Source organism: Gordonia sp. UBA7860 (genome assembly GCF_002500165.1).
GTDB lineage: Bacteria > Actinomycetota > Actinomycetes > Mycobacteriales > Mycobacteriaceae > Gordonia > Gordonia sputi.
In genome coordinates, this window is record NZ_DLSO01000023.1 from 1 (window position 1) to 22150 (window position 22150).

Sequence of the window (22150 nt, forward strand, 5' to 3'; positions counted from 1 at the left end):
CGGCATCGTGCTGCACGGCCCGACGCGAGCGTATGGCGGTACGTTCCTGCAGTTCGCCGACTACATGCGTCCGTCGGTGCGACTGGCCTCGCTCATGGAGATCGATCCGATTTACGTGTGGACACACGACTCCATCGGTCTCGGCGAGGACGGCCCCACCCACCAACCGGTCGAGCATCTCGCCGCACTGCGCGCTATCCCCCATCTCGATGTCGTGCGTCCCGCCGATGCCAACGAGACCGCTGCGGCGTGGGCCCACCTGATGACGCGCCGCAATCATCCCGTCGGCCTGATCCTGACACGTCAGAACGTTCCGGTCCTCGAGGGGACGTCGGCCGAGGGGGTCGCCGCCGGAGCGTACGTGCTCAGCGACTCCGACGACGATCCGCAGGTCGTCATCATCGGAACTGGCTCCGAGGTGCAGTTGGCCGTCGAGGCACAGAAGACTTTGGCCGAGAAGGGAATCGCGGCCCGCGTGGTGTCCATGCCGAGCATGGAGTGGTTCGACGAACAGCCACAGGGCTACCGCGACTCGGTACTGCCTCCGGCAGTGCCGCGGGTGTCGGTCGAGGCGGGTATCGCGATGCCGTGGTACCGCTGGGTGGGCAACGGCGATCAGATCGTGTCGCTCGAGCATTACGGAGCGTCCGCCGACTACAAGGTGCTGTACGAGAAGTTCGGTATCACCGCGGAGGCGGTCGTCGCGGCCTCGCTTCGCGCTGTGGCGGGCTGATCGCCGATTGAATCCACAACTCAACATCGAGATCCCAACCGAGGCAACCCACTAGAGGCGCTCCCACAAGGAGCGTGATGTTGGAGGAGAGAACCGTGACACAGAACGAGAAGCTCGCAGAATTGTCCGCAGCCGGGGTTTCGGTGTGGCTGGACGACCTGTCCCGAGACCTGATCAGCTCGGGGCAGCTCCAAGAACTCGTCGACACCAAATCCGTGGTGGGCGTGACGACCAACCCGTCGATCTTCCAGGCCGCTCTGTCCAAGGGCACTGCCTATGACGACCAGATCAACGAGCTGGCCGCGCGCGACACCGACGTCGACAGCGCGGTGCGCACACTGACGACCGACGACGTCCGTAACGCATGCGACGTCCTGCGGCCGGTCTTCGACCGCACCAACGGCCTCGACGGTCGGGTGTCGATCGAGGTCGACCCGCGCCTGGCGCACGACACCCAGAAGACCGCGGCTCAAGCGGTGGAGCTGTGGAAGATCGTCGACCGTCCCAACACGCTGATCAAGATCCCGGCAACGAAAGAAGGCCTGCCTGCGATCAGCCGCACCCTCGCCGAGGGCATCAGCGTCAACGTCACCCTGATCTTTTCGGTGGAGCGCTACCAGGAGGTCATGGACGCCTACCTGAACGGGCTCGACGCCGCGCTCGCCGCAGGACACGACATCTCGAAGATCCACTCCGTGGCGTCGTTCTTCGTCTCTCGCGTCGACACCGAGGTGGACAAGCGTCTCGACGCCATCGGCACGCCACAGGCCGTGCAGCTCAAGGGTTCGGCAGCGCTGGCCAACGCGCGGATCGCCTACCACGCCTACCAGCAGGTGTTCGAGATCGATTCCCGCTTCCCCGCTCTGCGAGAGCAGGGCGCGTTGCCGCAACGCGCACTCTGGGCATCGACCGGTACCAAGAACCCCGACTACGCCGACACGCTCTATGTCAGCGAACTCGTCGCTCCCAACACGGTCAACACCATGCCGAGAAAGACGATGGACGCGTTTGCCGACCACGGCTGGGTCGACACCAAGTCGATCGTGGGTCGCGCCAAGGAGTCGCGTGAGGTCTTCGACGCCATTTCGGCTGTCGGCGTCGACTTCTCGGACGTGTTCAAGGTGCTCGAGGACGAGGGCGTGACCAAGTTCGTCGACGCGTGGACCGACCTCCTCGGCGCAACCGAGGAGCAGCTCTCCGCTGCGAAGAAGAGCTGACGTAGGTGGCAGACACCGCGGGATGGAAGAACCCGCTGCGCGACCCACGTGACAAACGTCTCCCTCGTATCGCAGGCCCGTGCAGCCTCGTCATCTTCGGCGTCACCGGAGATCTCGCACGCAAGAAGTTGATGCCGGCGGTGTACGACCTCGCCAATCGGGGGTTGTTGCCGCCGTGGTTCGCGCTCGTCGGTTTCGCCCGACGGGATTGGGACGACGAGGATTTCGCGAAAGTCGTCCACGACGCCGTTCGCGAGCACGCAAGGACAGGCTTCCGCGAGGAGGTCTGGGAACGTTTGTCGGAGGGATTTCGGTTCGTCCAGGGTTCCTTCGACGACGATGCAGCATTCGACCGCCTGCACGAGACGCTCCTGCGGCTCGACAAGGAGCGCGGCACGGACGGTAATCACGCCTTCTATCTCTCGATTCCGCCCAACGCGTTCCCCACGGTCTGCGAGCAACTCGAACGCAGTGGGCTGGCCGCCGAGGAAGGCGACAACTGGCGTCGCGTGGTGATCGAGAAACCCTTCGGGCACGATCTGCAGTCGGCCAAGGAACTCAATGCCATCGTCAATGCCGTGTTCCCGGAGTCGTCGGTGTTCCGCATCGACCACTATCTCGGCAAGGAGACGGTGCAGAACATTCTCGCGCTGCGCTTCGCCAACCAACTCTTCGACCCGCTGTGGAGTTCGCACTACGTCGACCACGTGCAGATCACCATGGCCGAGGACATCGGGCTCGGCGGCCGCGCAGGCTACTACGACGGCATCGGTGCGGCACGGGACGTGATCCAGAACCATCTGCTGCAACTCATGGCGTTGGTGGCGATGGAAGAGCCGATCTCGTTCGAGCCCAAGCAGTTACAGGCGGAGAAGATCAAGGTGCTCTCGGCCACGAGCAACATCCTTCCGCTCGACGAGAACACCGCACGCGGCCAGTACGGCCCCGGCTGGCAGGGCAGCCAGAAGGTCCCCGGACTGCTCGAGGAAGAGGGCTTCAGCGCCGACTCCATCACCGAGACGTATGCGGCCATCGCGCTCGAGGTGGATTCACGACGCTGGGCCGGTGTGCCGTTCTATCTGCGTACCGGAAAACGCTTGGGGCGCAGGGTCACCGAGATCGCGCTGGTGTTCAAGCGCGCGCCGCATCTACCGTTCGACAAGACGATGACCGAGGAGTTGTCCCAGAACGCACTCGTCATCCGCGTCCAACCGGACGAGGGCATCACCCTGCGGTTCGGGTCGAAGGTCCCCGCGTCGAGCATGGAGGTCCGCGACGTCAACATGGACTTCAGCTACGGCACCGCCTTCACCGAGGCTTCGCCGGAGGCCTACGAACGTCTCATCCTCGACGTCCTGCTCGGCGAGCCGTCGCTGTTCCCGGTGAACGACGAGGTCGAATTGTCCTGGAAGATCCTCGATCCCGTCCTCGACCACTGGGCGCAGGCAGGCCGACCCGACACCTATGAGTCGGGTACCTGGGGACCCGACTCCGCCGACGAGATGATGGCCAGGACCGGGCGAACGTGGCGGCGACCCTGACCCGGCCGAGCCCGATCGTCCGGCTTTTGCCGCATCCCCTGCACGCGCCGAGGAGGCACTGATGATCGTCACCCTGCCCGACACGACGACCAACGAGGTCGCCAAAAAGATCGTCATGGTCCGCGAATCCGGAGGCGCCATCAGCCTCGGACGCGTGCTGACCCTGGTGGTCGTCGCCGAACACGGCGAACCGACCGAGGCGGCCATCGAGGCGGCAATCGGTGCCAGTAGCGAACACCCGAGCCGGGTGATCGTGATCTCGTGCGATCCGCGCGGCGAACAGTCACGACTCGATGCGGAGATCCGTGTCGGCGGTGATGCGGGTGCGTCGGAGGTCGTGCTCCTGACGCTCCACGGTGAGCTGGCGAATCATCCACGCAGCGTCGTGACTCCGTTCCTGCTGCCGGACACCCCCATCGTGACGTGGTGGCCCGGTGCCGCGCCCGAGGATCCTGCCAAGGACACGATGGGCAAGATCGGGCGTCGGCGGATTCTCGACGCGACGAAGTCGGCGAATCCGGAAACGGTCCTCGAACGCAGGCTCGCCACCTACGCCCCCGGCGACACCGACCTCGCGTGGACCCAGATCACCGGCTGGCGAGCGCTGCTCGCCTCGGCCGTCGAACGGCCTCCACACACCCCGATCACCGCGGCCGAAGTCACCGGGCCCGCCATCTCACCGAGCGTCGATCTGCTTGCGGGATGGCTTCTTTCGACTCTCGGCGTACCCACGCAGCGGAAGATCGGCAGCTTCGAGGTGCGGCTGCACCGCGACGAGGGCACCACGGTCATGTCCGTCGACCAGAACGGCAACGCAGTACTCAGCGCCCCGGGCAAACCCGACGGCCGTGTGGCGATGATGCACCGTGACCTGCCGATCTGCCTGGCAGAGGAGTTGCGCCGACTCGACACCGACGACATGTACGAACTCGCCCTGCGCGGCGCAGTGGAACTACAGGCACAGGGAGCGCCGGTATGACGACAGAGACCCTCGTGTTCGACGACCGCGACATGCTGACCACCACGGCGGCAACGCGATTCGTCGACATCGTGTCGCGTGCGCAGGCCGAGCGCGGCATCGCGTCGGTGGTGCTGACCGGAGGGAGCAATGGAATCGGCATCCTGCGGGCCCTCGCGCCGGGAGGTCAGGTCGACACGAGCCCACTGGACTGGTCGCGCATCGACTTCTATTGGGGCGACGAACGATTCGTCGCGAGCGACGATCCCGAGCGCAACGTCGGGCAGGCCACCGACGCGCTCCTCGCGCATGTGCCCGTCGATCCGGCCCGTGTGCATCCCGTTGCGGCGTCGGACGGACCGTTCGGCGACGACATCGACGCTGCCGCACTGGATTACGCGGCCGTCCTCGCGGCAAACGCGGACAACGGCGTCTCCCCCGCTTTCGACCTCCACCTACTCGGGATGGGCGGCGAGGGTCACATCAACTCGCTCTTCCCACACACCGACGCGACCGCGGAGAACGTGCGGACAGTGGTTCCGGTGGAGAACTCGCCGAAGCCACCCCCGCGTCGGATCACGCTGACCTTCCCGGCGCTGAATCGATCGTCGGCGGTGTGGTTCCTGGTGTCCGGCGCCGACAAGGCCGACGCCGTGGCCGCCGCGCACTCCGGCGCGTCGCGCGACGACTTTCCGTGCGCCGGCGCGCACGGAACTTCGGAGACGGTGTGGTTTCTCGACGACGCGGCGGCGGGCAAACTCTCCGTCTAGCGTGCAGGTCTTCTCGTCCGGTCAGGTCAGGTGTCCGCGAGGATCGGCTTCATCGCAGAAGAACGCCTCCCATAATCCGAGCACCGGAGTACCGTGCGCGGTGATCACGCGGGCCGGTCGAGGTGCGCCCGGATGCTCGTCAGCAGCCACTGCGCGTAGTCCTCGGCACTCCAGCCGTTACGGATCACGAAGTAGTGGAACGATTCCGGGTCGGTCAGATGTGTCAGGATCACGGCGAATCGTGCTCGCTCCCCCTCCGACACAAGGCCGCGCGCCACGAACACGTGACTGCCGACGTCGATCTCGGCAGCCCTGGCCGCCTCGGAACGGCGCAGTGCCGCCCTGATCGCCGGATCGGCATCACCCGCGAGGAGCGCGGTGTGCCATAGCCGCGCGATGCGCGAGTGCCCGTCGGCCAGGAATCGGGTGTAGCGACCGAGCGCGACGTCGTTGTCCGGCTCGGCGAAGATGTCGCGCACTTCGGCCTGTTCGGCGAACAACTCGCCCTCCGCGCCCATGAACTCGCGCTCGAGGACCGCCGCCATCAGCTCCGCCTTCACGCCTGTGGCATGGACCGTGTGGAGCGACACCCCGGCACGACTTGCGATCTCCTTGATCGACGTGGCCGTGTATCCCTGTTCGCCGAAGAGATCGCGCGCCGCAGCGAGTACGTGTGCGCGCGTTGCGGCCGCTCGCCCACTGCGCAGCTGCGACTCGTATTTGCGTGCCACCTGTTGCACCTCGGTTCTCGTGCGGTTACATTGCTCATATTAACCAGAATTCGAATCTGGTGAAATTTTGAGCAGCCTCCGGAGGCCGACGATGAGTCACTATCTTCTCGCGAGCACTCCCCTCGTCGGCCATGTGGCACCGCTCGTCGCGGTTGCTCGTGACCTGACTGCACGCGGCCACGAGGTGACGATGCTGACCGGATCACGGTTCGCCCCCTCGATCCGCGTTGCCGGCGCCCAACCTCTTCCGCTTGCCGGCGTCGCCGATTTCGACGAGCGCGAACTCGACACCTATCTGCCCGACGCCGACCGATATCACGGCATCGGTCTGTCCCGGTATCAACTGACCCAGACCTTCGTCCGTCCGATGCCCGAGCAGTGGCGTGGTCTTCGGGCGGCTCTCGACGCCACCCCGGTCGACGCGATTCTGGTGGACAACTTCTTCCTCGGCGCGCTGCCACTCCTCGTCGGACAGCGCAGGCAGCGTCCGCCCGTACTGGCGGTCGGAGTCGGCCCGTTGGCGCAGTTCAGTCGCAACACCGCACCCCCCAACTCCGGATTCGCCCCGTCGTGGTCGCACGCGGGGATGCTCCGCAACCGGGCGATGAACTCCTTCGCGCGGAGAGTCCTCTTCCGATCGCTGCAGCGATACGCGATCGGACTGTACAGCGAGATGACCGAATCTCCTGTGCCGCCCGGGTTCCCGTTCGTTCTCGACGTCGCGGCATCGTTCGATTCCTACCTGCATCTCGGACCACGCGAGTTCGAATACCCCCTGGACGACCTGTTGCCGACCGTGCGCTTCGTCGGGCCGATCGACACGAGCAGCTCGATTCCCGCCCCGGAGATGCCGAGCTGGTGGAACGACGTCGACAAGAGTCGACCGATCATCCACGTCACACAGGGAACCCTCGCCAACTCCGACTTCGACACGCTCGTACGCCCAGCGGCCATGGCCCTGGCCGACATGAACGTGACGGTCGTGGCCAGCACGGGTGGGCGCCCTGTCGAAACGCTCGGGCAACTACCGGACAACTGCCGCGCCGCCGAGTTCCTCCCCTACGACCAGCTGCTACCCGCGACGTCGACAATCATCTCCAACGGCGGATATGGCACGGTCATGCTGGCGCACGCACATGGTGTACCAGCTGTGATCGCCCCCGGCGCCGAAGACAAACCCGAGGTTGCGGCGCGTGTTGCGTTCCACGGCACGGGGATCGACCTTCGCACCGGCACTCCGACGCACTCACAGATACGCGACGCAGTGGCCCGCGTACTCGACGACAGCAGCTACCGGCAGGCCGCTGCCACGCTCTCCTCCGCACTGTCGCAGTACGCCCCACTCGAGTCGATCGCACACGCGCTCGAGCACCCGTCGAGGCATGACCACCCCGTCGGAGGACGGTCGCGCCTGTGCACGAGCCGGGCCGGGCTACGCGCCGCCAGGCGCTAGCCGCTGTTGCGCAACGCCGTTGCCAGTCCGTTCATGGTGAGCTGGATGCCTCGACGTACCCGCGGGCTGTCGTCGCCTGCACGAAACCGCCGCAGCAGTTCCACCTGGAGCAGATTCAACGGCTCGAGATACGGGAATCGGTTGTACACCGAACGCTTCAGTGCGGCGTTGTCGGCGAGAAGATCATCGGTACCGGTGATCTTCGCGTACATCGCGAGGGTGCGCTCGTGCTCGTCGACGATCATCCCGAATACCTTGTCGCGCAACGCTTCATCCGGCACGAGCTGCGCGTAGCGGTGCGCGAGACCCATATCCGATTTGGCGAGCACCTGCGCCATGTTCGACATCACCGTGCGGAAGAACGGCCACTTCTCGTAGTAGCGGTGCAGGGTCTCGAGGCGCTGCGGGTCGTCGCCGACCCACTGCTCGAAGGCCGAGCCGGTCCCGTACCAACCCGGCAGCATCACGCGTGACTGCGTCCACGACAGCACCCACGGAATGGCGCGCAGGTCGGAGATCTTCTCGGTCTGCTTGCGCGACGCGGGGCGACTGCCTATGTTGAGTGCCCCGATCTCAGACAGCGGGGTCGACGTGGTGAAGTACTCGACGAACCCGGGCGTCTCGTGGACGAGCTTCGAATACGCGGCGCGAGCGAGCGCCGCCACCTCGTCCATGTTCTGGTACGCCTGCTCCGATTCGTCACCGAGACCCTCGACGTCGAGCAACGACGACTCGATGGTTGCCGCCAGAAGCGTCTCCAGATTGCGTTCGGCGACAACGGGTTCGGCGTACTTGGCGGCGATGATCTCGCCCTGCTCGGTGATGCGCAGCGAACCCTGGACCGCGCCCGGCGGTTGCGCAAGGATGGCGTCGTAGCTCGGACCGCCACCACGACCGACCGTCCCGCCTCGTCCGTGGAACAGACGAAGACGGATACCCGCCTTCTTGGCCGCCTCGACCAGGTCGAGCTCGCCGCGGTACAGCGCCCAGTTGGCAGCCATGTAGCCGCCGTCCTTGTTCGAATCCGAGTACCCGAGCATGACCTCCTGCATCCCCGCTTGCGAATCGACGAGGTCGCGGTAGAACGGCAGATCGAGCGCGGCGAGCAGGGTTTCCGCACCCTGCTGGAGGTCTTCGATGGTCTCGAACAGCGGGACGATCCGCACCGTCGAGACCAGCTTGCCATCGTCGTCGATATCGATCAGGCCTGCCTCTTTGAGCAGGATCATCGGCTCCAACATGTCGCTGACCGACGTACACATGGAGATGACGTAATTCGGTACGGACTGCGGGCCGAATGCCGCGACGGCGGCTGCAGCAGCGCGAACGATGTCGAGTTCCTTGCGTGCGAGCTCCGAGAGGTCCGAATCGGGCCTGGTGAGCGGACGGCGGGCCTGCAGCTCCGCCGACAGCACCGCAACGCGATCCTCCTCGGACAACGACAAGTAGTCGGGTGTGGCGCCCGCCCACGCCAGCAGCTCGGCGATGACCTCTTCGTGCATATCGGAGTTCTGCCGCATGTCCAGACCCGACAGATTGAATCCGAACGTCCGGACGCCCTCACGCAGGCGAAGCAGCCGATCGTCGGCGATGGCCTCATCACGATTCTCGCGGAGCGCTTCGTCGACGACGTCGAGATCGGCGAGGAGTTCGGCCGAATCGGCATACGGCGGCTTGCCGTCGATGAGGTCGAGATCCTCCTTCTGCAGCACGTCCGGGCCGAACAACGCCTCAGCTGTCGCGACCAGTCGAGCACGAATGTGCTTGAGCGCCAACCTGAATGGCTCGTCGGTTGCCGGGTCGTCGGCATCGACGCCCGCGAGTTCGACGAGCCGTCCGCTGGTCTCGATCAACCGCGCCGACATGCTCAGCTCCTGACGCAGCAGCCGCAGTTCGGACAGGTGGTGTCCGATCGCGGTACGCGCCGCAAGAGACGTCGCCAAGCCGACGACCTCGCCGGTGACGTAGGGATTGCCGTCGCGGTCGCCACCGATCCACGAACCCATCCGCAGGATCGGCTCGTCGGAGAGACCGGCCTCGGGATACGCCGCCTGCAGCGTCGACCGCACCGACGTATTGATCTTCGGTACGACGTCGAAGAACGAGGCGTCGTAATAACGCAGACCCGACCGGATCTCGTCCTGGATGGTGAGCCGTTCGAGGCGGATGAGCGCCGTCTGCCACAGGGTGAGGATCTGTCGCTCGATCGCCTCGATGACCTCGGTGTCCTCGTCGGAGGTGAGGTCGGTGCGACCGCGGAAGCGCATGAGCTCGGTGATGCGGTTCTGTGCGTCGAAGACCGTGCGACGTCGGGTCTCGGTCGGATGGGCGGTGATCACCGGGACAACCGTCGCGTCGGCGAGCGCCGCTCCCACCTGAGCGTCGGACAGGTCGGCGGCCGCGAGCTTCGCGTAGGTGGCGGCCAGGCTGCTGTCCTGGGGCGGATCGCCCGCGCGCACGTGAATGGCACGACGACGCTCGCGGTGGATGTCCTCGGCGAGATTCGCCAACAGCGCGAAGTTGCCGAAAGCCCGGATGACCGGCATTGCGGTGTCGATATCGAGATCGGTGAACATGTCGGCGAGCTCGTCACGGTCGATCTCTGCACGTCGGATGCGGAAGGCAGCGACGCGCGCAGCTTCGACCAGATCGAAGACCTCGTCGCCCGCGTGTTCTCTGATCGCATCACCGAGAAGGCCGCCGAGCAACCGAATGTCCTCACGCAACGGTTCGGTGAGGGCTCGCCCCTCGTCGTCAACGGAGATCAGATCATCGATGGACGTCGATGGACGCCAGGCCGGGGCACCGTGGGACGGATCGGTTGAGGTCATGTCCTCAAGTATTCAGGTATTCAGCGAACGGGGCATCTCGACGCGAACCGAACACGACAGAGCCGACAGAAGCCGACAACACAACTAGGGCAGACACAGCACAGGGGCCGCGCATCTGCGCGGCCCCTGTGCTGAAAGTGTCAGAAATACGTGATCTGGTCAGGAGTACTTGATGTCGAGTTCGACGCCGATGATGAGGATGAACCACACCAGGCCGACGAAGACCGTCAACCGGTCGAGATTGCGCTCGACAACGCTGGAACCCGACAGACTCGACTGCACGCCGCCGCCGAACAGCGAGGACAGGCCACCGCCCTTGCCGCGATGCAGCAGCACGAGGACGACCAGCAGAACACTGGTCACGATCAGACCGATTTCGAGCGCGAGCTTCATCCGGTGAGCATTCCTGTTTCGTCGTGTACGGCAGAGGGCAGGTTGGCCTCGATGCACGCATCAGCGCGCATGACGAAACCAACCTGCCACAGTCTACGCGTCGGGAGCTATGACCCCGCGAGCGACCCACGGCATGCGGGCACCGCCCTTCAGGGCAGTGGACCACCTGCCGCGATGGCCGAGAGCGTTGCGAAATCGTCGGCCTTCAGCGATGCACCGCCGACAAGTGCTCCGTCGACGTCGGGCTGTGCCCCGAGGTCGCCGACGTTCTTGGCGTTGACAGAGCCGCCGTAGAGCACACGGACCGTCGCCGCGGTGGCCTCGTCGGCCAACTCGGCCAGGGCGCCGCGGACCGCACCGCACACCTCTTGGGCATCCTGCGCACTGGCAACACGGCCGGTGCCGATCGCCCAGACCGGTTCATAGGCGACGACGATCTTGCCGATCTCCTCGGCCGAGAGACCTGCCAACGACGCCTTGAGCTGTTCGACGTTGTGCGAGACCTGGTTTCCGGCCTCACGGACGTCGAGGTGCTCGCCGATGCACACGATGGGGGTCAGCCCGTGACGCAGCGCCGCCTTGGTCTTGGCCAGCACCACCTCGTCGGTCTCACCGTGCAGGGTCCGACGCTCGGAGTGCCCGACGATGACGAAGGTGCAGCCGAGCTTCGCGAGGAACGCTCCGCTGATCTCGCCGGTGTAGGCACCCGAATCGTGCTCAGACAGATCCTGCGCACCGTAGGTGAGCAGCAACTTGTCGCCGTCGACGACGGTCTGCACGCTGCGGATGTCGGTGAACGGTGGGATCACCGTCACGTCGACCTTCTCGAAGTACTTCGCCGGCAGTGCGAACGCGATCTTCTGCACCAGGGCGATGGCTTCGAGATGGTTGAGATTCATCTTCCAGTTGCCCGCGATGAGCGGTTTACGAGCAGCCATCAGTCCTCCAGGACCTTCAATCCGGGCAATTCCTTGCCTTCGAGGTACTCCAACGACGCACCGCCACCCGTCGAGATGTGGGAGAAGCCCTCTTCCGGCAGCCCGAGCGTGCGCACGGCCGCAGCCGAGTCGCCACCGCCGACGACGCTGAACGCGCCGTTGTTGGTCGCGGTGATGATCGCCTCGGCCACACCCTTGGTACCCGCGGCGAACTTCGGGAACTCGAACACGCCCATCGGACCGTTCCAGAAGATGGTCTTGGCCCCGGTCAACACCGCGGCGAAGCGGTTGACCGACTCAGGCCCGATGTCGAGGCCCATCCACTCGGCGGGGATGTCCTCGACCGAGACGGTGTCGGAATCGGCATCGGCGGCGAACTTGTCGCCGACGACGACGTCGACCGGAAGATGGATGACGTCGGCGAATCGGTCGAGCAGGTCTTTGCAGACGTCGATCTGATCTTCTTGCAGCAGCGACTTACCAACCGAATGTCCTTGCGCGGCAAGGAAAGTGAACGCCATACCGCCGCCGATGACCAGGGTGTCGACCTTGGGGGCCAGCGATTCGATCACGCCGAGCTTGTCCGACACCTTCGAGCCACCGAGCACGACGGCATAGGGCCGTGCCGGATCGGTCGTCAGTGTCGTCAACACGTCGACCTCACGCTCGACGAGCTGACCCGCATAGTGCGGCAGCAGCTTGGCGACGTCGTACACCGACGCCTGCTTGCGGTGGACCACACCGAAACCATCGGAGACGAACGCGCCGTCGTCACCCACCAGCTCGGCGAGTTGGGCGGCCATCGACTCGCGCTCGGCATCGTCCTTCGACGTCTCGCGGGCGTCGAATCGAACGTTCTCGAGCAGCAGTACGTCGCCGTCGGTCAATCCTTCGGCGCGTGCGAGCGCATCGGGTCCGACGACGTCGGCGGCGAGCTGGACGTTGCGTCCGAGTTCTTCACCGAGACGCTCTGCGACCGGTGCCAACGAGTACTTCGAGTCCGGTTCGCCCTTGGGACGACCGAGGTGGGCGGCGATGACAACCTTGGCGCCCGCGTCGATCAGCGCGTTGAGCGTCGGCAGTGACGCGATGATGCGGCCCGGATCGGTGATCTTCGTTCCGTCGAGCGGAACGTTGAAATCCGACCGGACCAGCACCGCACGCCCTGAAACGCCTTCGGCCAGAAGGTCTTTCAGAGTCTTTACACTCATTACAGCGACTTACCCACCAGATCGGAGAGGTCGACGAGGCGGTTGGAGTAGCCCCACTCGTTGTCGTACCAGGAGCTGACCTTGGCGAGATTGCCCTCGATGACCTTGGTCAGGCCCGAGTCGAAGATCGACGAGTGCGGATCCCCCACGATGTCGGAGGACACGATCGGAGCGTCGTAGTAGCGGAGGATGCCCTTGAGCGGGCCCTCGGCTGCCGCCTTCATCGCCGCGTTGATCTCGTCGACCGACGGCGTCTTCTCGAGTTCGACGGTGAGGTCGGTGATCGAGCCGGTGGGGATCGGGACGCGCAGCGCGAATCCGTCGAGCTTGCCCTTCAACTCGGGGAGTACCAGGCCGATGGCCTTGGCCGCACCGGTCGAGGTCGGCACGATGTTGATCGCGGCAGCGCGAGCGCGACGCAGGTCCTTGTGCGGTCCGTCCTGGAGGTTCTGGTCGGCGGTGTAGGCGTGGACCGTGGTCATCAGGCCCTTGATGATGCCGAACTCGTCGTTCATCACCTTCGCGAACGGGCCGAGGCAGTTGGTGGTGCACGACGCGTTGGAGATGATGTTCTGGCTGCCGTCGTACTTGTTGTCGTTGACGCCCATGACGATGGTGATGTCCTCACCGGTCGCGGGTGCCGAGATGACGACCTTCTTCGCGCCGGCTTCGAGGTGACCCTTCGCCTTCTCCGCGTTGGTGAAGATGCCCGTCGATTCGACGACGACGTCGACGCCGAGGTCGCCCCACGGAAGCGCTGCCGGACCCTCGCGGACCTCGAGCGCCTTGATCTTCTGGTTGCCGACGACGATGGTGTCCTCACCCTCGAGCGACACGTCCTCGTCGAGGATGCCGCCGACGGAGTCGAACTTCAGCAGGTGTGCGAGGGACTTGTTGTCGGCCAGGTCGTTGACCGCGACGATCTCGATGTCGGTCTGGCCCAGCTTCTTTTGTGCCTCAACGGCACGGAAGAAATTGCGGCCGATTCGGCCGAATCCGTTGACGCCTACCCGAACAGTCACTGTGTGCTCCTTAAGCGGTTTCATCGGTCTCGGGCCTCACGGCCCGGGTCATGGGGCGGAGCCAAAGCGCCTCCGCGAACCCAGTCACCGTCCAGCCTAGTGGTCTCGAACACCTCCGGCACCCATTAGGGTCGCTAGCGTCAGGCGTCGTCGAGGAGATCCGACGTGACCGCCGATTCGGTATCGGGAATCCCTTCGGTGCGAGCCTTCTTGTCGGCCATCGACAACAGGCGCCGAATCCGTCCCGCGACCGCGTCTTTGGTCATCGGCGGATCGGCGAGTTGACCGAGCTCCTCCAGCGACGCCTGCCTGTGCGTGACACGCAGTTGCCCTGCGGCGATGAGGTGATCAGGGACTTCGTCGCCGAGGATCTCCAATGCCCGTTCGACACGAGCGGCCGCGGCGACGGCGGCACGCGCGGACCGTCGCAGGTTGGCGTCGTCGAAGTTCGCGAGGCGGTTCGCGGTTGCGCGCACCTCGCGTCGCATCCGTCGTTCCTCCCACACCAATCGCGTGTCGTGGGCGCCCATGCGGGTGAGCAGCGCACCGATGGCCTCGCCGTCGCGGATCACCACGCGGTCGGCACCGCGCACCTCGCGCGCCTTGGCAGACACACCGAGCCGACGCGCGGCCCCGACGAGTGCAAGGGCCGCTTCCGGTCCGGGACAACTGACCTCGAGGGCCGACGAACGACCGGGTTCGGTCAGTGACCCGTGCGCGAGAAACGCTCCGCGCCAAGCAGCTTCGGCGTCGGCGACGCTGCCACCGACCACCTGCGCGGGCAGTCCGCGCACCGGCCGGCCACGCAGGTCGAGAAGCCCTGTCTGACGCGCGAGCCCCTCGCCGTCCTTGGTGACGCGCACAATGTAGCGAGCGCTCTTACGGATGCCTCCGCTACGCAGCACGTGAACTTCGGAGGCATAGCCGTAGAGGTCGTGGATGTCGCGCCGCAGGCGGCGCGCAACGTTGCCCATGTCTACTTCGGCCTCGACCACCACGCGGCCAGCGACGATGTGCAGGCCACCTGCGAACCTCAACAGCGCAGACACCTCGGCCTTGCGGCAACTCACCTGTGTCACCGTGAGCCGGCTCAACTCGTCCTTCACGGCCGCGGTCATTGCCACCGGTCCCTTGCCTCCTGTCACCTGGTTCCCACACCCCTCGCTCGGGCGATACTTCAGACACCCGAGTCTCGCAACGTCCGTGCCTCAGACAATGGACCCAGCCTAGTCGGTGCCTTCACCTTCGCACAGTTGCTTCACCAGCGACGCGACCTTGACGGGGTCGTGCACATGCTGACCGGGGACGGCCAGATCCCCGACGCGCAGTTGTGCGCCGAAATTCTTCGCCGCCCGCACCAGGTGATCACGCTCGGCACCCGACGGTACAGACGCCGAGTCGACGACGACGTCATCGATCGACAACGTGTCGTCGTGCGCGTGCAGGACATGAAGGTGACGCTCGACCGAGAAGCCTGGCGTCTCCCCTGGCTCGGGCGCCAGATTGACGAACAACATCTTGCGGGCTGCGCTCTGACGCAACGCCTTTCGCTGCGCGGGCACGAGCACGTGTGGGATGACGCTCGAGAACCACGAGCCGGGCCCCAGTACGACGAGGTCGGCAGCGGCGATGGCGTCGAGAGCATCGTCACAGGCAGGCGGGTCGGGCGGCAGCAGACGCACGCGACGCACCTTGCCCGGTGTCGTCGCGACCGCGACCTGTCCCCGGATGACCCGACTGATCCGTGGATCGGATTCGAGACCGGACACATCCGCTTCGATCTCCAACGGGCCGGTCGACATCGGAAGCACCCGGCCGTCGACGTCGAAAAGTCTGCCCAATTCATCAAGGGCCGCGACCGGGTCGCCGAGAACTTCGGACAGGCCGGCGAGGAGCAGGTTGCCGATGGGATGCCCTGCGAGTGCGCCGTATCCACCGAAACGATGCTGCAGCGTGCGTGCCCACAGCTCGTGACGCGAGCGTTCCATCGCGCCCGGTTCGGGGTTGTCGCCTCGATCGTCGAGCGCGGCGGGTGCGCTCATCAGCGCGACCATCGCCATCCGTAGATCGCCGGGAGGGATGATGTCGAGTTCGCTTCGGAGCCTGCCGGACGAACCGCCGTCGTCGGCAACCGTCACCACCGCCGTGACGTTCGGGCTGAGGTACCTCATCGCCGTCAACGTCGCGTACAGGCCGTGGCCTCCGCCGAGCGCGACGATGCGGTCCGGGCTGCTCATTCGCGCCCCAGATCGCGGTGCATCACACGCACGTCGTATCGCGTCGAACCGGCGTCGTCTCCCGCAGCTTTCAACCGCGACGCGAGTTCTTCGGCGATCGCGACACTGCGATGCTTGCCGCCGGTGCAGCCGACGCTGATCGTCATGTACCGCTTGCCCTCGCGCAGGTAGCCCTTTCCGACGACCCCAACGAGATCGGTGTAGAGGCCGAGGAAGTGCCCCGCTTCGTCGTGCCCGAGTACGTAGTCGCGAACCGGTGCGTCGCGTCCGTTCTTCTCGCGCAGTTCCGACACCCAGTAGGGGTTGGGCAGGAATCGAACGTCGGCCACCATGTCGGAGTCGATGGGCAACCCGTACTTGAACCCGAACGACTGCACCGCGACGGACAGTCGTGGCTCGCCGTCGTGCGGATAAACCTCCTCGACGAGCTCACGCAGCTTCGACACCGTCAACGACGACGTCTCGACGACGAGGTCGGCGGAGTTCTTGATCGGGGCGAGGATGACACGTTCGCGAGCGATACCTTCAACGAGAGTCTCTTTGCCCTGCAACGGATGTCGACGACGAACCTGCTCGAATCTGCGAACCAGGACAGGATCGGTCGCATCGAGGAACAACACCTTGGTGGCGATCCCCGCGAGTTCGAGTTCGGTGCGCAGGGACTCCAACTGCGCACCGATCGACGGATCGGAAGCCCGCAGCACCACCGCCAGCCGGGTGACCGGCGGGTCGGACTCGCGCACGGTCTCGACCAGCGTCGAGAGCAACGGGGCGGGAACGTTGTCGGCGACGTACCAACCGTCATCCTCCAGGATGTTGGCGACGGTCGATCGGCCCGCACCCGACATGCCTGCCACGAACAGCACGACGAGTTGATCGTCGTCGGCGATCTCAGCCACTCTCTGCTCCCGTCTGGGTTGGAACACTTGGGACACCGTTCTGCTCTGACACACCGTTCTGATCTGACACACCGTTCTGGGCCGGAGCACCCGCGTTGACCGGTTCCAGCGCCTCGTGAACGGCGCGCGCCGTCGCCTCACCGATGCCGGGGACCTGTGCGATCTCGTCGATCGACGCCTCGCGCAGTCGGGCAACCGAACCGAAATGGGTGACCAGAGCGGTGCGGCGTGCGCGCCCGAGACCGGCGACACCGTCGAGCACCGATTCGGTCATCCGCTTGCTGCGCTTGCTGCGGTGGAAGGTGATCGCGAACCGGTGGGCTTCGTCGCGTACGCGTTGCAGCAGGAACAGCGCCTCGCTGTTGCGCGGCAGGATGACCGGGTCGTCGTCGCCGGGCACCCACACCTCTTCGAGGCGTTTGGCGAGGCCGACGACGGAGACGTCGTTGACGCCGAGCTCGTCGAGAACGGCTGCCGCCGCATGGACCTGAGGAGCGCCGCCGTCGACGACGTAGAGGTTGGGCGGATACGCGAACTTCTTCGGCGGCGGTGGCGCGGAATCGACCGCACGCGCGGAGATCTCGCCGGACGTCACGTGCACCGTGGTCGCCGCGGCAGCGTCCTGGTCGGCGCGGTGCCGCAGAAACCGCCTGCGGGTCACCTCCGCGATGGATGCCACGTCGTCGGAGTGTCCGTCGCCCGCCGCCTGCCGAATCGAATAGTGCCGGTAGTCGGACTTGCGGGGCAGTCCGTCCTCGAAGACGACGAGCGATGCGACGACGTCGGTTCCCTGGACGTGCGAGATGTCGACGCATTCGATGCGCAGGGGGGCCTGGTCGAGTCCGAGCGCTTCCTGCAATTCGGTCAGTGCGGCCGACCTGGTGGTGAGATCGCCTGCGCGCCTGAGCTTGTGCTGGGCGAGCGCCTCGCCCGCATTACGCTCGACGGTCTCGAAGAGTGCGCGCTTGTCGCCACGCTGCGGCACGCGCAGACTGACCTTCGACCCGCGCAACCCCGACAGCCACGCGGTGAGTTGCTCCTCGTCTGGCGGCAGCTCAGGGATCAGTACTTCTCGCGGGATCGCCTCGCTGCCGTCGAGATCGTCCTGCCGACCGTAGAACTGGGTGAGGAACTGCGCGACCTGCTCGGCGGGTGACTCGTCGTCGGGTTTCTCGACGACCCACCCTCGCTGCCCGCGCACGCGCCCGTCGCGGACGTGAAAGATCTGCACGGAGACCTCGAGGTCGTCGCCGACCATCGCGACGACGTCGGCGTCGGTGCCGTCACCGAGCACAACGGCCTGCTTCTCCATCGCGCGTCGCATCGCGCCGACGTCGTCGCGCAGCCGTGCCGCGCGTTCGAAGTCGAGTTGCTCTGCCGCCGTGTTCATCTCGCGTTCGAGGCGTCGGATCATCTGGTCGGTGCGTCCGGCGAGGAAGTCGCAGAAGTCGTTGACGATTGCACGGTGCTCGTCGGCACTCACACGTCCGATGCACGGTGCAGCGCACTTGTCGATGTAGCCGAGCAGGCACGGACGATCGATCTGGCGGTGACGTTTGAACACGCCTGCCGAGCAGGTTCTGGCCGGGAAGACGCGGGTGAGGAGGTCGACGGTCTCGCGGATCGCCCAGGCGTGGGAGTAGGGACCGAAGTACCGGACGCCCTTCTTACGCGGACCCCGGTAGACGAACAGCCGCGGATACTCTTCGTTCATGGTGACCGCGAGCATCGGGTAGGTCTTGTCGTCGCGATAGCGGACATTGAACCGAGGATCGAATTCCTTGATCCAGTTGTACTCGAGCTGAAGCGCCTCGACCTCGGTGCCGACGACCGTCCATTCGACCGACGCCGCGGTGGTGACCATCCGGCGCGTACGTGGATGCAGCGACGCCACGTCGGCGAAGTACGACGTCAGACGCGAGCGGAGGTTCTTGGCCTTGCCGACATAGATGACGCGGCCATGTGCATCGCGGAAACGGTAGACCCCGGGGTCGGTCGGAATCGTCCCCGGTGCGGGACGGTAGGTAGTCGGGTCTGCCACGGATTCCAGGCTAGTACGCGGCACCGACCGCAGCGGTGCACCCGCCGGTCAGGTCTGTGCCGAACCGCTCTGGTAACGCGCCGCGAGTTCGCGATAGCGATCCATCGCCTCGACGGCCCTGTCCCCGTCGCCCGCCTGGACCGCCAGCACCGGGATGTGCTCGTCTGCCGGCAGGAGCAACTGCGCACCGAACCCGCGGTCGGGGTAGGTCAGACCGCGCACCCGATCCCACTCGAACAGCCGGTCTCCCCACAGGTTGCGCACCGACACTCCCTGCTTGCCGACGCGCAGCCGCGGTCGAGTGAACAGCAGGATGGCGGCCGCGATGATCAGTCCGATGATGATGATCGCCGCCTGGTCCGACGCCCCGATGTTCTCCGGGCCGGTGTCGGAGATCGTCAGCAGCACACCGAAGACGATGTGGATGGCCAGCACGACGACGGCGACGACGACGGCGATCCGCGCGAGTCGGCGTGGTCGGTAGACCATGTCCCACTCGGCCTCGCCGCGCTCAGACGTGTCGGTCGACGCCATGTGCTGACGGCTCTCGGTCACGTGGGCGATCCGGCGGTGCTCAACGCACGCAGCGTGAGCGCCGACGCCAACGCTGCGGCCGTCGCCTGCGCACCCTTGTCCTCTTTGGAGTCGGGCAGACCGGCGCGGACGAGTGCCTGTTGCTCGTTGAGTGTGGTCAGGACGCCGTTGCCGACCGGCGTCGACTCGTCGAGCGAGACACGGGTCAGTCCGGCCGTCACGGCGTCGCAGACGTATTCGAAATGTGGCGTCTCGCCTTTGATCACGACGCCGAGTGCCACCACGGCGTCGTGGGTCCGGGCCAGCGCCTGCACGATGACGGGCAGTTCGATGGCACCCGCGACCTGCACGACCGTCGGATCGTCGACGCCGTTCTTCCGTGCTTCGCGCAGTGCGCCGTCGAGCAGTGCCGTACAGATCGTCGCGTGCCACTGGGATGACACGATCGCCAGTGAGACGTCGCCTGCATCGCCGAGGTCGAGTTCGGGTTCGCCCGCGCCGCTCATGCCTGTCCTGCCTCACCAGCGACCGCTGCGCCGTCGGCGAGCGGTTCGTCGAGTCCGATGATGTCGTGGCCCATGCGGTCGCGCTTGGTTCGCAGATACCGCAGGTTCTCCTTGTTCGCACGCACCGGCATCGGTACCCGTTCGACGATCTGCAGACCGTATCCGTCGAGTCCGACCCGCTTGGCGGGGTTGTTGGTCAGCAATCGCATCGAGGTGACGCCGAGGTCGGCGAGGATCTGCGCTCCGAGTCCGTAGTCGCGCGAGTCGGCGGGCAGCCCGAGCTGAAGGTTGGCATCGACGGTGTCAGAACCTGCGTCCTGCAGCTGGTAGGCCTGCAGCTTGTGCATCAGCCCGATGCCGCGGCCCTCGTGACCACGCATGTAAAGCACCACACCGCGGCCCTCCGCGGCGACCATCTCCATCGCAGCGTCGAGCTGCGGACCGCAGTCACAGCGAAGCGATCCGAACACGTCACCGGTCAGACATTCGGAGTGCACACGCACCAGGACGTCGCTGCCGGTTCCGTCGTCTCCCGCGATGTCGCCCATGACCAACGCGACGTGCTCGACGTCGTCGTGGATGCTCGTGTAGCCGACCGCGCGGAACTCTCCGTGCCGGGTCGGGATGCGTGCGTCGGCGACGCGCACGACGTGCTTCTCGTGCCGACGACGCCACGCGATGAGGTCGGCGATCGAGATGAGTGCGAGGTCGTGTTCGTCGGCGAAGACCCGCAGTTCGGGAGTCTGCGCCATCGAACCCTCGTCCTTCTGCGAGACGATCTCGCAGATCACGCCCGCGGGAGTGAAGCCCGCGAGGCGCGCGAGGTCGACAGCGGCTTCGGTGTGTCCGGGGCGTCGAAGGACTCCCCCGTCCTTGGCGCGGAGCGGCACGACGTGGCCGGGTCGGGTGAAGTCGTTCGCGGTGCTCTCCGGGTCGGAGAGCTTGCGCATGGTCGTCGCGCGGTCGGACGCGCTGATGCCGGTGCCGATGCCCTCACGCGCGTCGACCGTCACGGTGTAGGCGGTGCCGTGCTTGTCCTGGTTCACCGAGTACATCGGGGGCAGGCCGAGTCTGTCGCAGGTGTCGCCGTCGAGCGGCACACACAGGTAGCCCGACGTGTAGCGCACCATGAAAGCAACGAGCTCCGGAGTTGCCTTCTCGGCGGCGAAGATCAGGTCGCCCTCGTTCTCGCGGTCCTCGTCGTCGACCACAACGACTGCCTTGCCGGCGGCGATGTCGGCGATGGCGCGCTCGACGGTGTCGAAGTCGACCGTCGTGTGCGTGGCCGTGCCGTCGGTGACGGTGTTATCGGTACTCATCTGTGTCACTTCACTCCTGCTGCGTCCGCGGGTGTTGCGGTGGTGTTCGCCGACGCAAGACGTTCGACGTACTTGGCGATGACGTCGACTTCGAGGTTGACCACGGCACCCACCTGCGCCGTACCCAAGTTCGTCTCGTTCAACGTGGTGGGGATCAGGGAAATTTCGAACCAGCTCTGCCCCTGCCCGCCGGGGTCGCCACCGATGGCGGACACGGTGAGGGACACACCGTCGACGGTGATCGATCCCTTCTCGACGAGGTAGCGCGACAACGAGTCTGGAACGGCGATCCGCACGACGGTCCAGTGCTCAGAGGGCGTCACCAAGGTCACCGTGCCGGTTCCGTCGACGTGGCCCTGGACGATGTGCCCGCCGAAGCGGCCGTCTGCGGCCATGGCGCGTTCGAGGTTGACGCGGCTGCCGGTCGCAAGGACGTCGAGCGAGCTGCGATTGAGGGATTCGGCCATCACGTCGACCGTGAACGCGCCATCAGACGACAACTCCACGACGGTCAAGCACACACCGTTGACCGCGATCGAGTCGCCGTGTGAGGCGTCAGAGGTGACCAGCGGTCCGGAAATGGTGAATCGGGCCGAATCCGAAAGGTCGTCGCGCGCGACGATCGTGCCGAGTTCTTCGACGATGCCGGTGAACAATATGCGCTCCTGTCCTGCCCTCATTGCGGGCGACCCACTGCGTTCCGGATAACCCGACGTGTTCTGAGCGAACACACTGGGCAACCCGCGTGGGGCGGACAGGGCGGCACACCTGTGCCGTCTTGTTCTCTCGCATCCGGACTATGACCGTCGGCTCCGG

Annotated in this window: 20 protein-coding genes; 6 read left to right on the forward strand and 14 right to left on the reverse strand. The window is 65.7% G+C overall.

What is annotated here, in order from left to right:
- The 5 genes from B3T59_RS02955 to pgl form a co-directional block, all read left to right on the forward strand.
- Window positions 1-733 (forward strand): transketolase-like TK C-terminal-containing protein (locus B3T59_RS02955; protein WP_287001461.1); only part of this gene is annotated, 733 nt, incomplete at its 5' end.
- A 95-nt stretch (window positions 734-828) separates the two neighbouring features.
- Window positions 829-1950, forward strand: a complete 1122-nt coding sequence (gene tal / locus B3T59_RS02960) for a transaldolase (protein ID WP_064904230.1) — start codon at window positions 829-831, stop codon at window positions 1948-1950.
- Between the two features lie 5 nt (window positions 1951-1955).
- Window positions 1956-3491 (forward strand): glucose-6-phosphate dehydrogenase, encoded by a 1536-nt coding sequence (zwf, locus tag B3T59_RS02965; RefSeq protein WP_287001462.1) that lies wholly within the window; start codon window positions 1956-1958, stop codon window positions 3489-3491.
- A gap of 61 nt (window positions 3492-3552) precedes the next feature.
- Window positions 3553-4470 carry a glucose-6-phosphate dehydrogenase assembly protein OpcA gene (locus B3T59_RS02970; RefSeq protein ID WP_251721335.1) on the forward strand — a complete coding sequence of 306 codons (918 nt, stop codon included), beginning with the start codon at window positions 3553-3555 and terminating at the stop codon, window positions 4468-4470.
- Complete coding sequence (gene pgl, locus B3T59_RS02975) at window positions 4467-5219, forward strand: 6-phosphogluconolactonase (protein ID WP_287001463.1); 753 nt, start codon at window positions 4467-4469, stop codon at window positions 5217-5219. The genes B3T59_RS02970 and pgl overlap by 4 nt, the downstream gene beginning before the upstream one ends.
- 104 nt (window positions 5220-5323) lie before the next feature.
- On the opposite strand, the gene B3T59_RS02980 is transcribed toward pgl, so the two are convergent.
- A complete protein-coding gene (locus B3T59_RS02980; RefSeq protein WP_251721331.1) occupies window positions 5324-5950 on the reverse strand; it encodes a TetR/AcrR family transcriptional regulator in 627 nt (208 codons plus the stop codon).
- Window positions 5951-6041: 91 nt separating this feature from the next.
- Between B3T59_RS02980 and B3T59_RS02985 the strand changes: the two genes are divergently transcribed.
- Window positions 6042-7403: a glycosyltransferase gene (locus B3T59_RS02985; protein WP_064863427.1), complete on the forward strand. Its 1362-nt coding sequence runs from the start codon at window positions 6042-6044 to the stop codon at window positions 7401-7403.
- On the opposite strand, the gene ppc is transcribed toward B3T59_RS02985, so the two are convergent.
- The 13 genes from ppc to B3T59_RS03050 all read right to left on the reverse strand — a co-directional run bounded on the left by ppc (window position 7400) and on the right by B3T59_RS03050 (window position 21990).
- Entirely contained in the window at window positions 7400-10234 is a 2835-nt protein-coding gene (gene ppc, locus B3T59_RS02990; RefSeq protein WP_287001464.1) for a phosphoenolpyruvate carboxylase, read from the reverse strand. The two genes, B3T59_RS02985 and ppc, sit on opposite strands and share 4 nt — an antisense overlap.
- A gap of 159 nt (window positions 10235-10393) precedes the next feature.
- Window positions 10394-10627 carry a preprotein translocase subunit SecG gene (gene secG / locus B3T59_RS02995; RefSeq protein WP_005202741.1) on the reverse strand — a complete coding sequence of 78 codons (234 nt, stop codon included), beginning with the start codon at window positions 10625-10627 and terminating at the stop codon, window positions 10394-10396.
- 149 nt (window positions 10628-10776) lie between these two features.
- Window positions 10777-11565 carry a triose-phosphate isomerase gene (gene tpiA, locus B3T59_RS03000; RefSeq protein WP_251721328.1) on the reverse strand — a complete coding sequence of 263 codons (789 nt, stop codon included), beginning with the start codon at window positions 11563-11565 and terminating at the stop codon, window positions 10777-10779.
- On the reverse strand, window positions 11565-12776 hold the full coding sequence (locus B3T59_RS03005) for a phosphoglycerate kinase (RefSeq protein ID WP_287001465.1): 1212 nt from the start codon (window positions 12774-12776) through the stop codon (window positions 11565-11567). Before B3T59_RS03005 ends, tpiA begins: the two co-directional genes overlap by 1 nt.
- Complete coding sequence (gene gap / locus B3T59_RS03010) at window positions 12776-13798, reverse strand: type I glyceraldehyde-3-phosphate dehydrogenase (RefSeq protein ID WP_064861721.1); 1023 nt, start codon at window positions 13796-13798, stop codon at window positions 12776-12778. Before gap ends, B3T59_RS03005 begins: the two co-directional genes overlap by 1 nt.
- A gap of 140 nt (window positions 13799-13938) precedes the next feature.
- Window positions 13939-14916 (reverse strand): DNA-binding protein WhiA, encoded by a 978-nt coding sequence (whiA, locus tag B3T59_RS03015; protein ID WP_039854557.1) that lies wholly within the window; start codon window positions 14914-14916, stop codon window positions 13939-13941.
- A gap of 108 nt (window positions 14917-15024) precedes the next feature.
- Entirely contained in the window at window positions 15025-16035 is a 1011-nt protein-coding gene (locus tag B3T59_RS03020) for a gluconeogenesis factor YvcK family protein (RefSeq protein ID WP_005202731.1), read from the reverse strand.
- The gene (rapZ, locus tag B3T59_RS03025) at window positions 16032-16934 is read right to left on the reverse strand and encodes an RNase adapter RapZ (RefSeq protein WP_005202730.1); all 903 of its coding nucleotides are present in this window, start codon (window positions 16932-16934) and stop codon (window positions 16032-16034) included. Before rapZ ends, B3T59_RS03020 begins: the two co-directional genes overlap by 4 nt.
- Entirely contained in the window at window positions 16927-18975 is a 2049-nt protein-coding gene (uvrC, locus tag B3T59_RS03030; RefSeq protein WP_064861720.1) for an excinuclease ABC subunit UvrC, read from the reverse strand. Before uvrC ends, rapZ begins: the two co-directional genes overlap by 8 nt.
- 48 nt (window positions 18976-19023) lie before the next feature.
- Window positions 19024-19509: a PH domain-containing protein gene (locus tag B3T59_RS03035; RefSeq protein ID WP_156529280.1), complete on the reverse strand. Its 486-nt coding sequence runs from the start codon at window positions 19507-19509 to the stop codon at window positions 19024-19026.
- Window positions 19510-19526: 17 nt separating this feature from the next.
- On the reverse strand, window positions 19527-20015 hold the full coding sequence (gene ribH / locus B3T59_RS03040; RefSeq protein WP_287001466.1) for a 6,7-dimethyl-8-ribityllumazine synthase: 489 nt from the start codon (window positions 20013-20015) through the stop codon (window positions 19527-19529).
- Entirely contained in the window at window positions 20012-21334 is a 1323-nt protein-coding gene (locus tag B3T59_RS03045) for a bifunctional 3,4-dihydroxy-2-butanone-4-phosphate synthase/GTP cyclohydrolase II (RefSeq protein ID WP_231894933.1), read from the reverse strand. The genes ribH and B3T59_RS03045 overlap by 4 nt, the downstream gene beginning before the upstream one ends.
- A gap of 5 nt (window positions 21335-21339) precedes the next feature.
- The gene (locus B3T59_RS03050) at window positions 21340-21990 is read right to left on the reverse strand and encodes a riboflavin synthase (protein ID WP_064861725.1); all 651 of its coding nucleotides are present in this window, start codon (window positions 21988-21990) and stop codon (window positions 21340-21342) included.
- Between the last annotated feature and the right edge of the window lie 160 nt (window positions 21991-22150).

What these genes read in the sequence shown, in the direction of transcription:
- B3T59_RS02970 (WP_251721335.1), top strand. Translation starts at nt 3,553, where the DNA reads ATGATCGTCACCCTGCCCGACACGACGACCAACGAGGTCGCCAAAAAG.
- pgl (WP_287001463.1), top strand. Translation starts at nt 4,467, where the DNA reads ATGACGACAGAGACCCTCGTGTTCGACGACCGCGACATGCTGACCACC.
- B3T59_RS02985 (WP_064863427.1), top strand. Translation starts at nt 6,042, where the DNA reads ATGAGTCACTATCTTCTCGCGAGCACTCCCCTCGTCGGCCATGTGGCA.
- ppc (WP_287001464.1), bottom strand. Translation starts at nt 10,234, where the DNA reads ATGACCTCAACCGATCCGTCCCACGGTGCCCCGGCCTGGCGTCCATCG.
- secG (WP_005202741.1), bottom strand. Translation starts at nt 10,627, where the DNA reads ATGAAGCTCGCGCTCGAAATCGGTCTGATCGTGACCAGTGTTCTGCTG.
- tpiA (WP_251721328.1), bottom strand. Translation starts at nt 11,565, where the DNA reads ATGGCTGCTCGTAAACCGCTCATCGCGGGCAACTGGAAGATGAATCTC.
- B3T59_RS03005 (WP_287001465.1), bottom strand. Translation starts at nt 12,776, where the DNA reads ATGAGTGTAAAGACTCTGAAAGACCTTCTGGCCGAAGGCGTTTCAGGG.
- whiA (WP_039854557.1), bottom strand. Translation starts at nt 14,916, where the DNA reads ATGACCGCGGCCGTGAAGGACGAGTTGAGCCGGCTCACGGTGACACAG.
- B3T59_RS03020 (WP_005202731.1), bottom strand. Translation starts at nt 16,035, where the DNA reads ATGAGCAGCCCGGACCGCATCGTCGCGCTCGGCGGAGGCCACGGCCTG.
- B3T59_RS03035 (WP_156529280.1), bottom strand. Translation starts at nt 19,509, where the DNA reads ATGGCGTCGACCGACACGTCTGAGCGCGGCGAGGCCGAGTGGGACATG.
- ribH (WP_287001466.1), bottom strand. Translation starts at nt 20,015, where the DNA reads ATGAGCGGCGCGGGCGAACCCGAACTCGACCTCGGCGATGCAGGCGAC.
- B3T59_RS03045 (WP_231894933.1), bottom strand. Translation starts at nt 21,334, where the DNA reads ATGAGTACCGATAACACCGTCACCGACGGCACGGCCACGCACACGACG.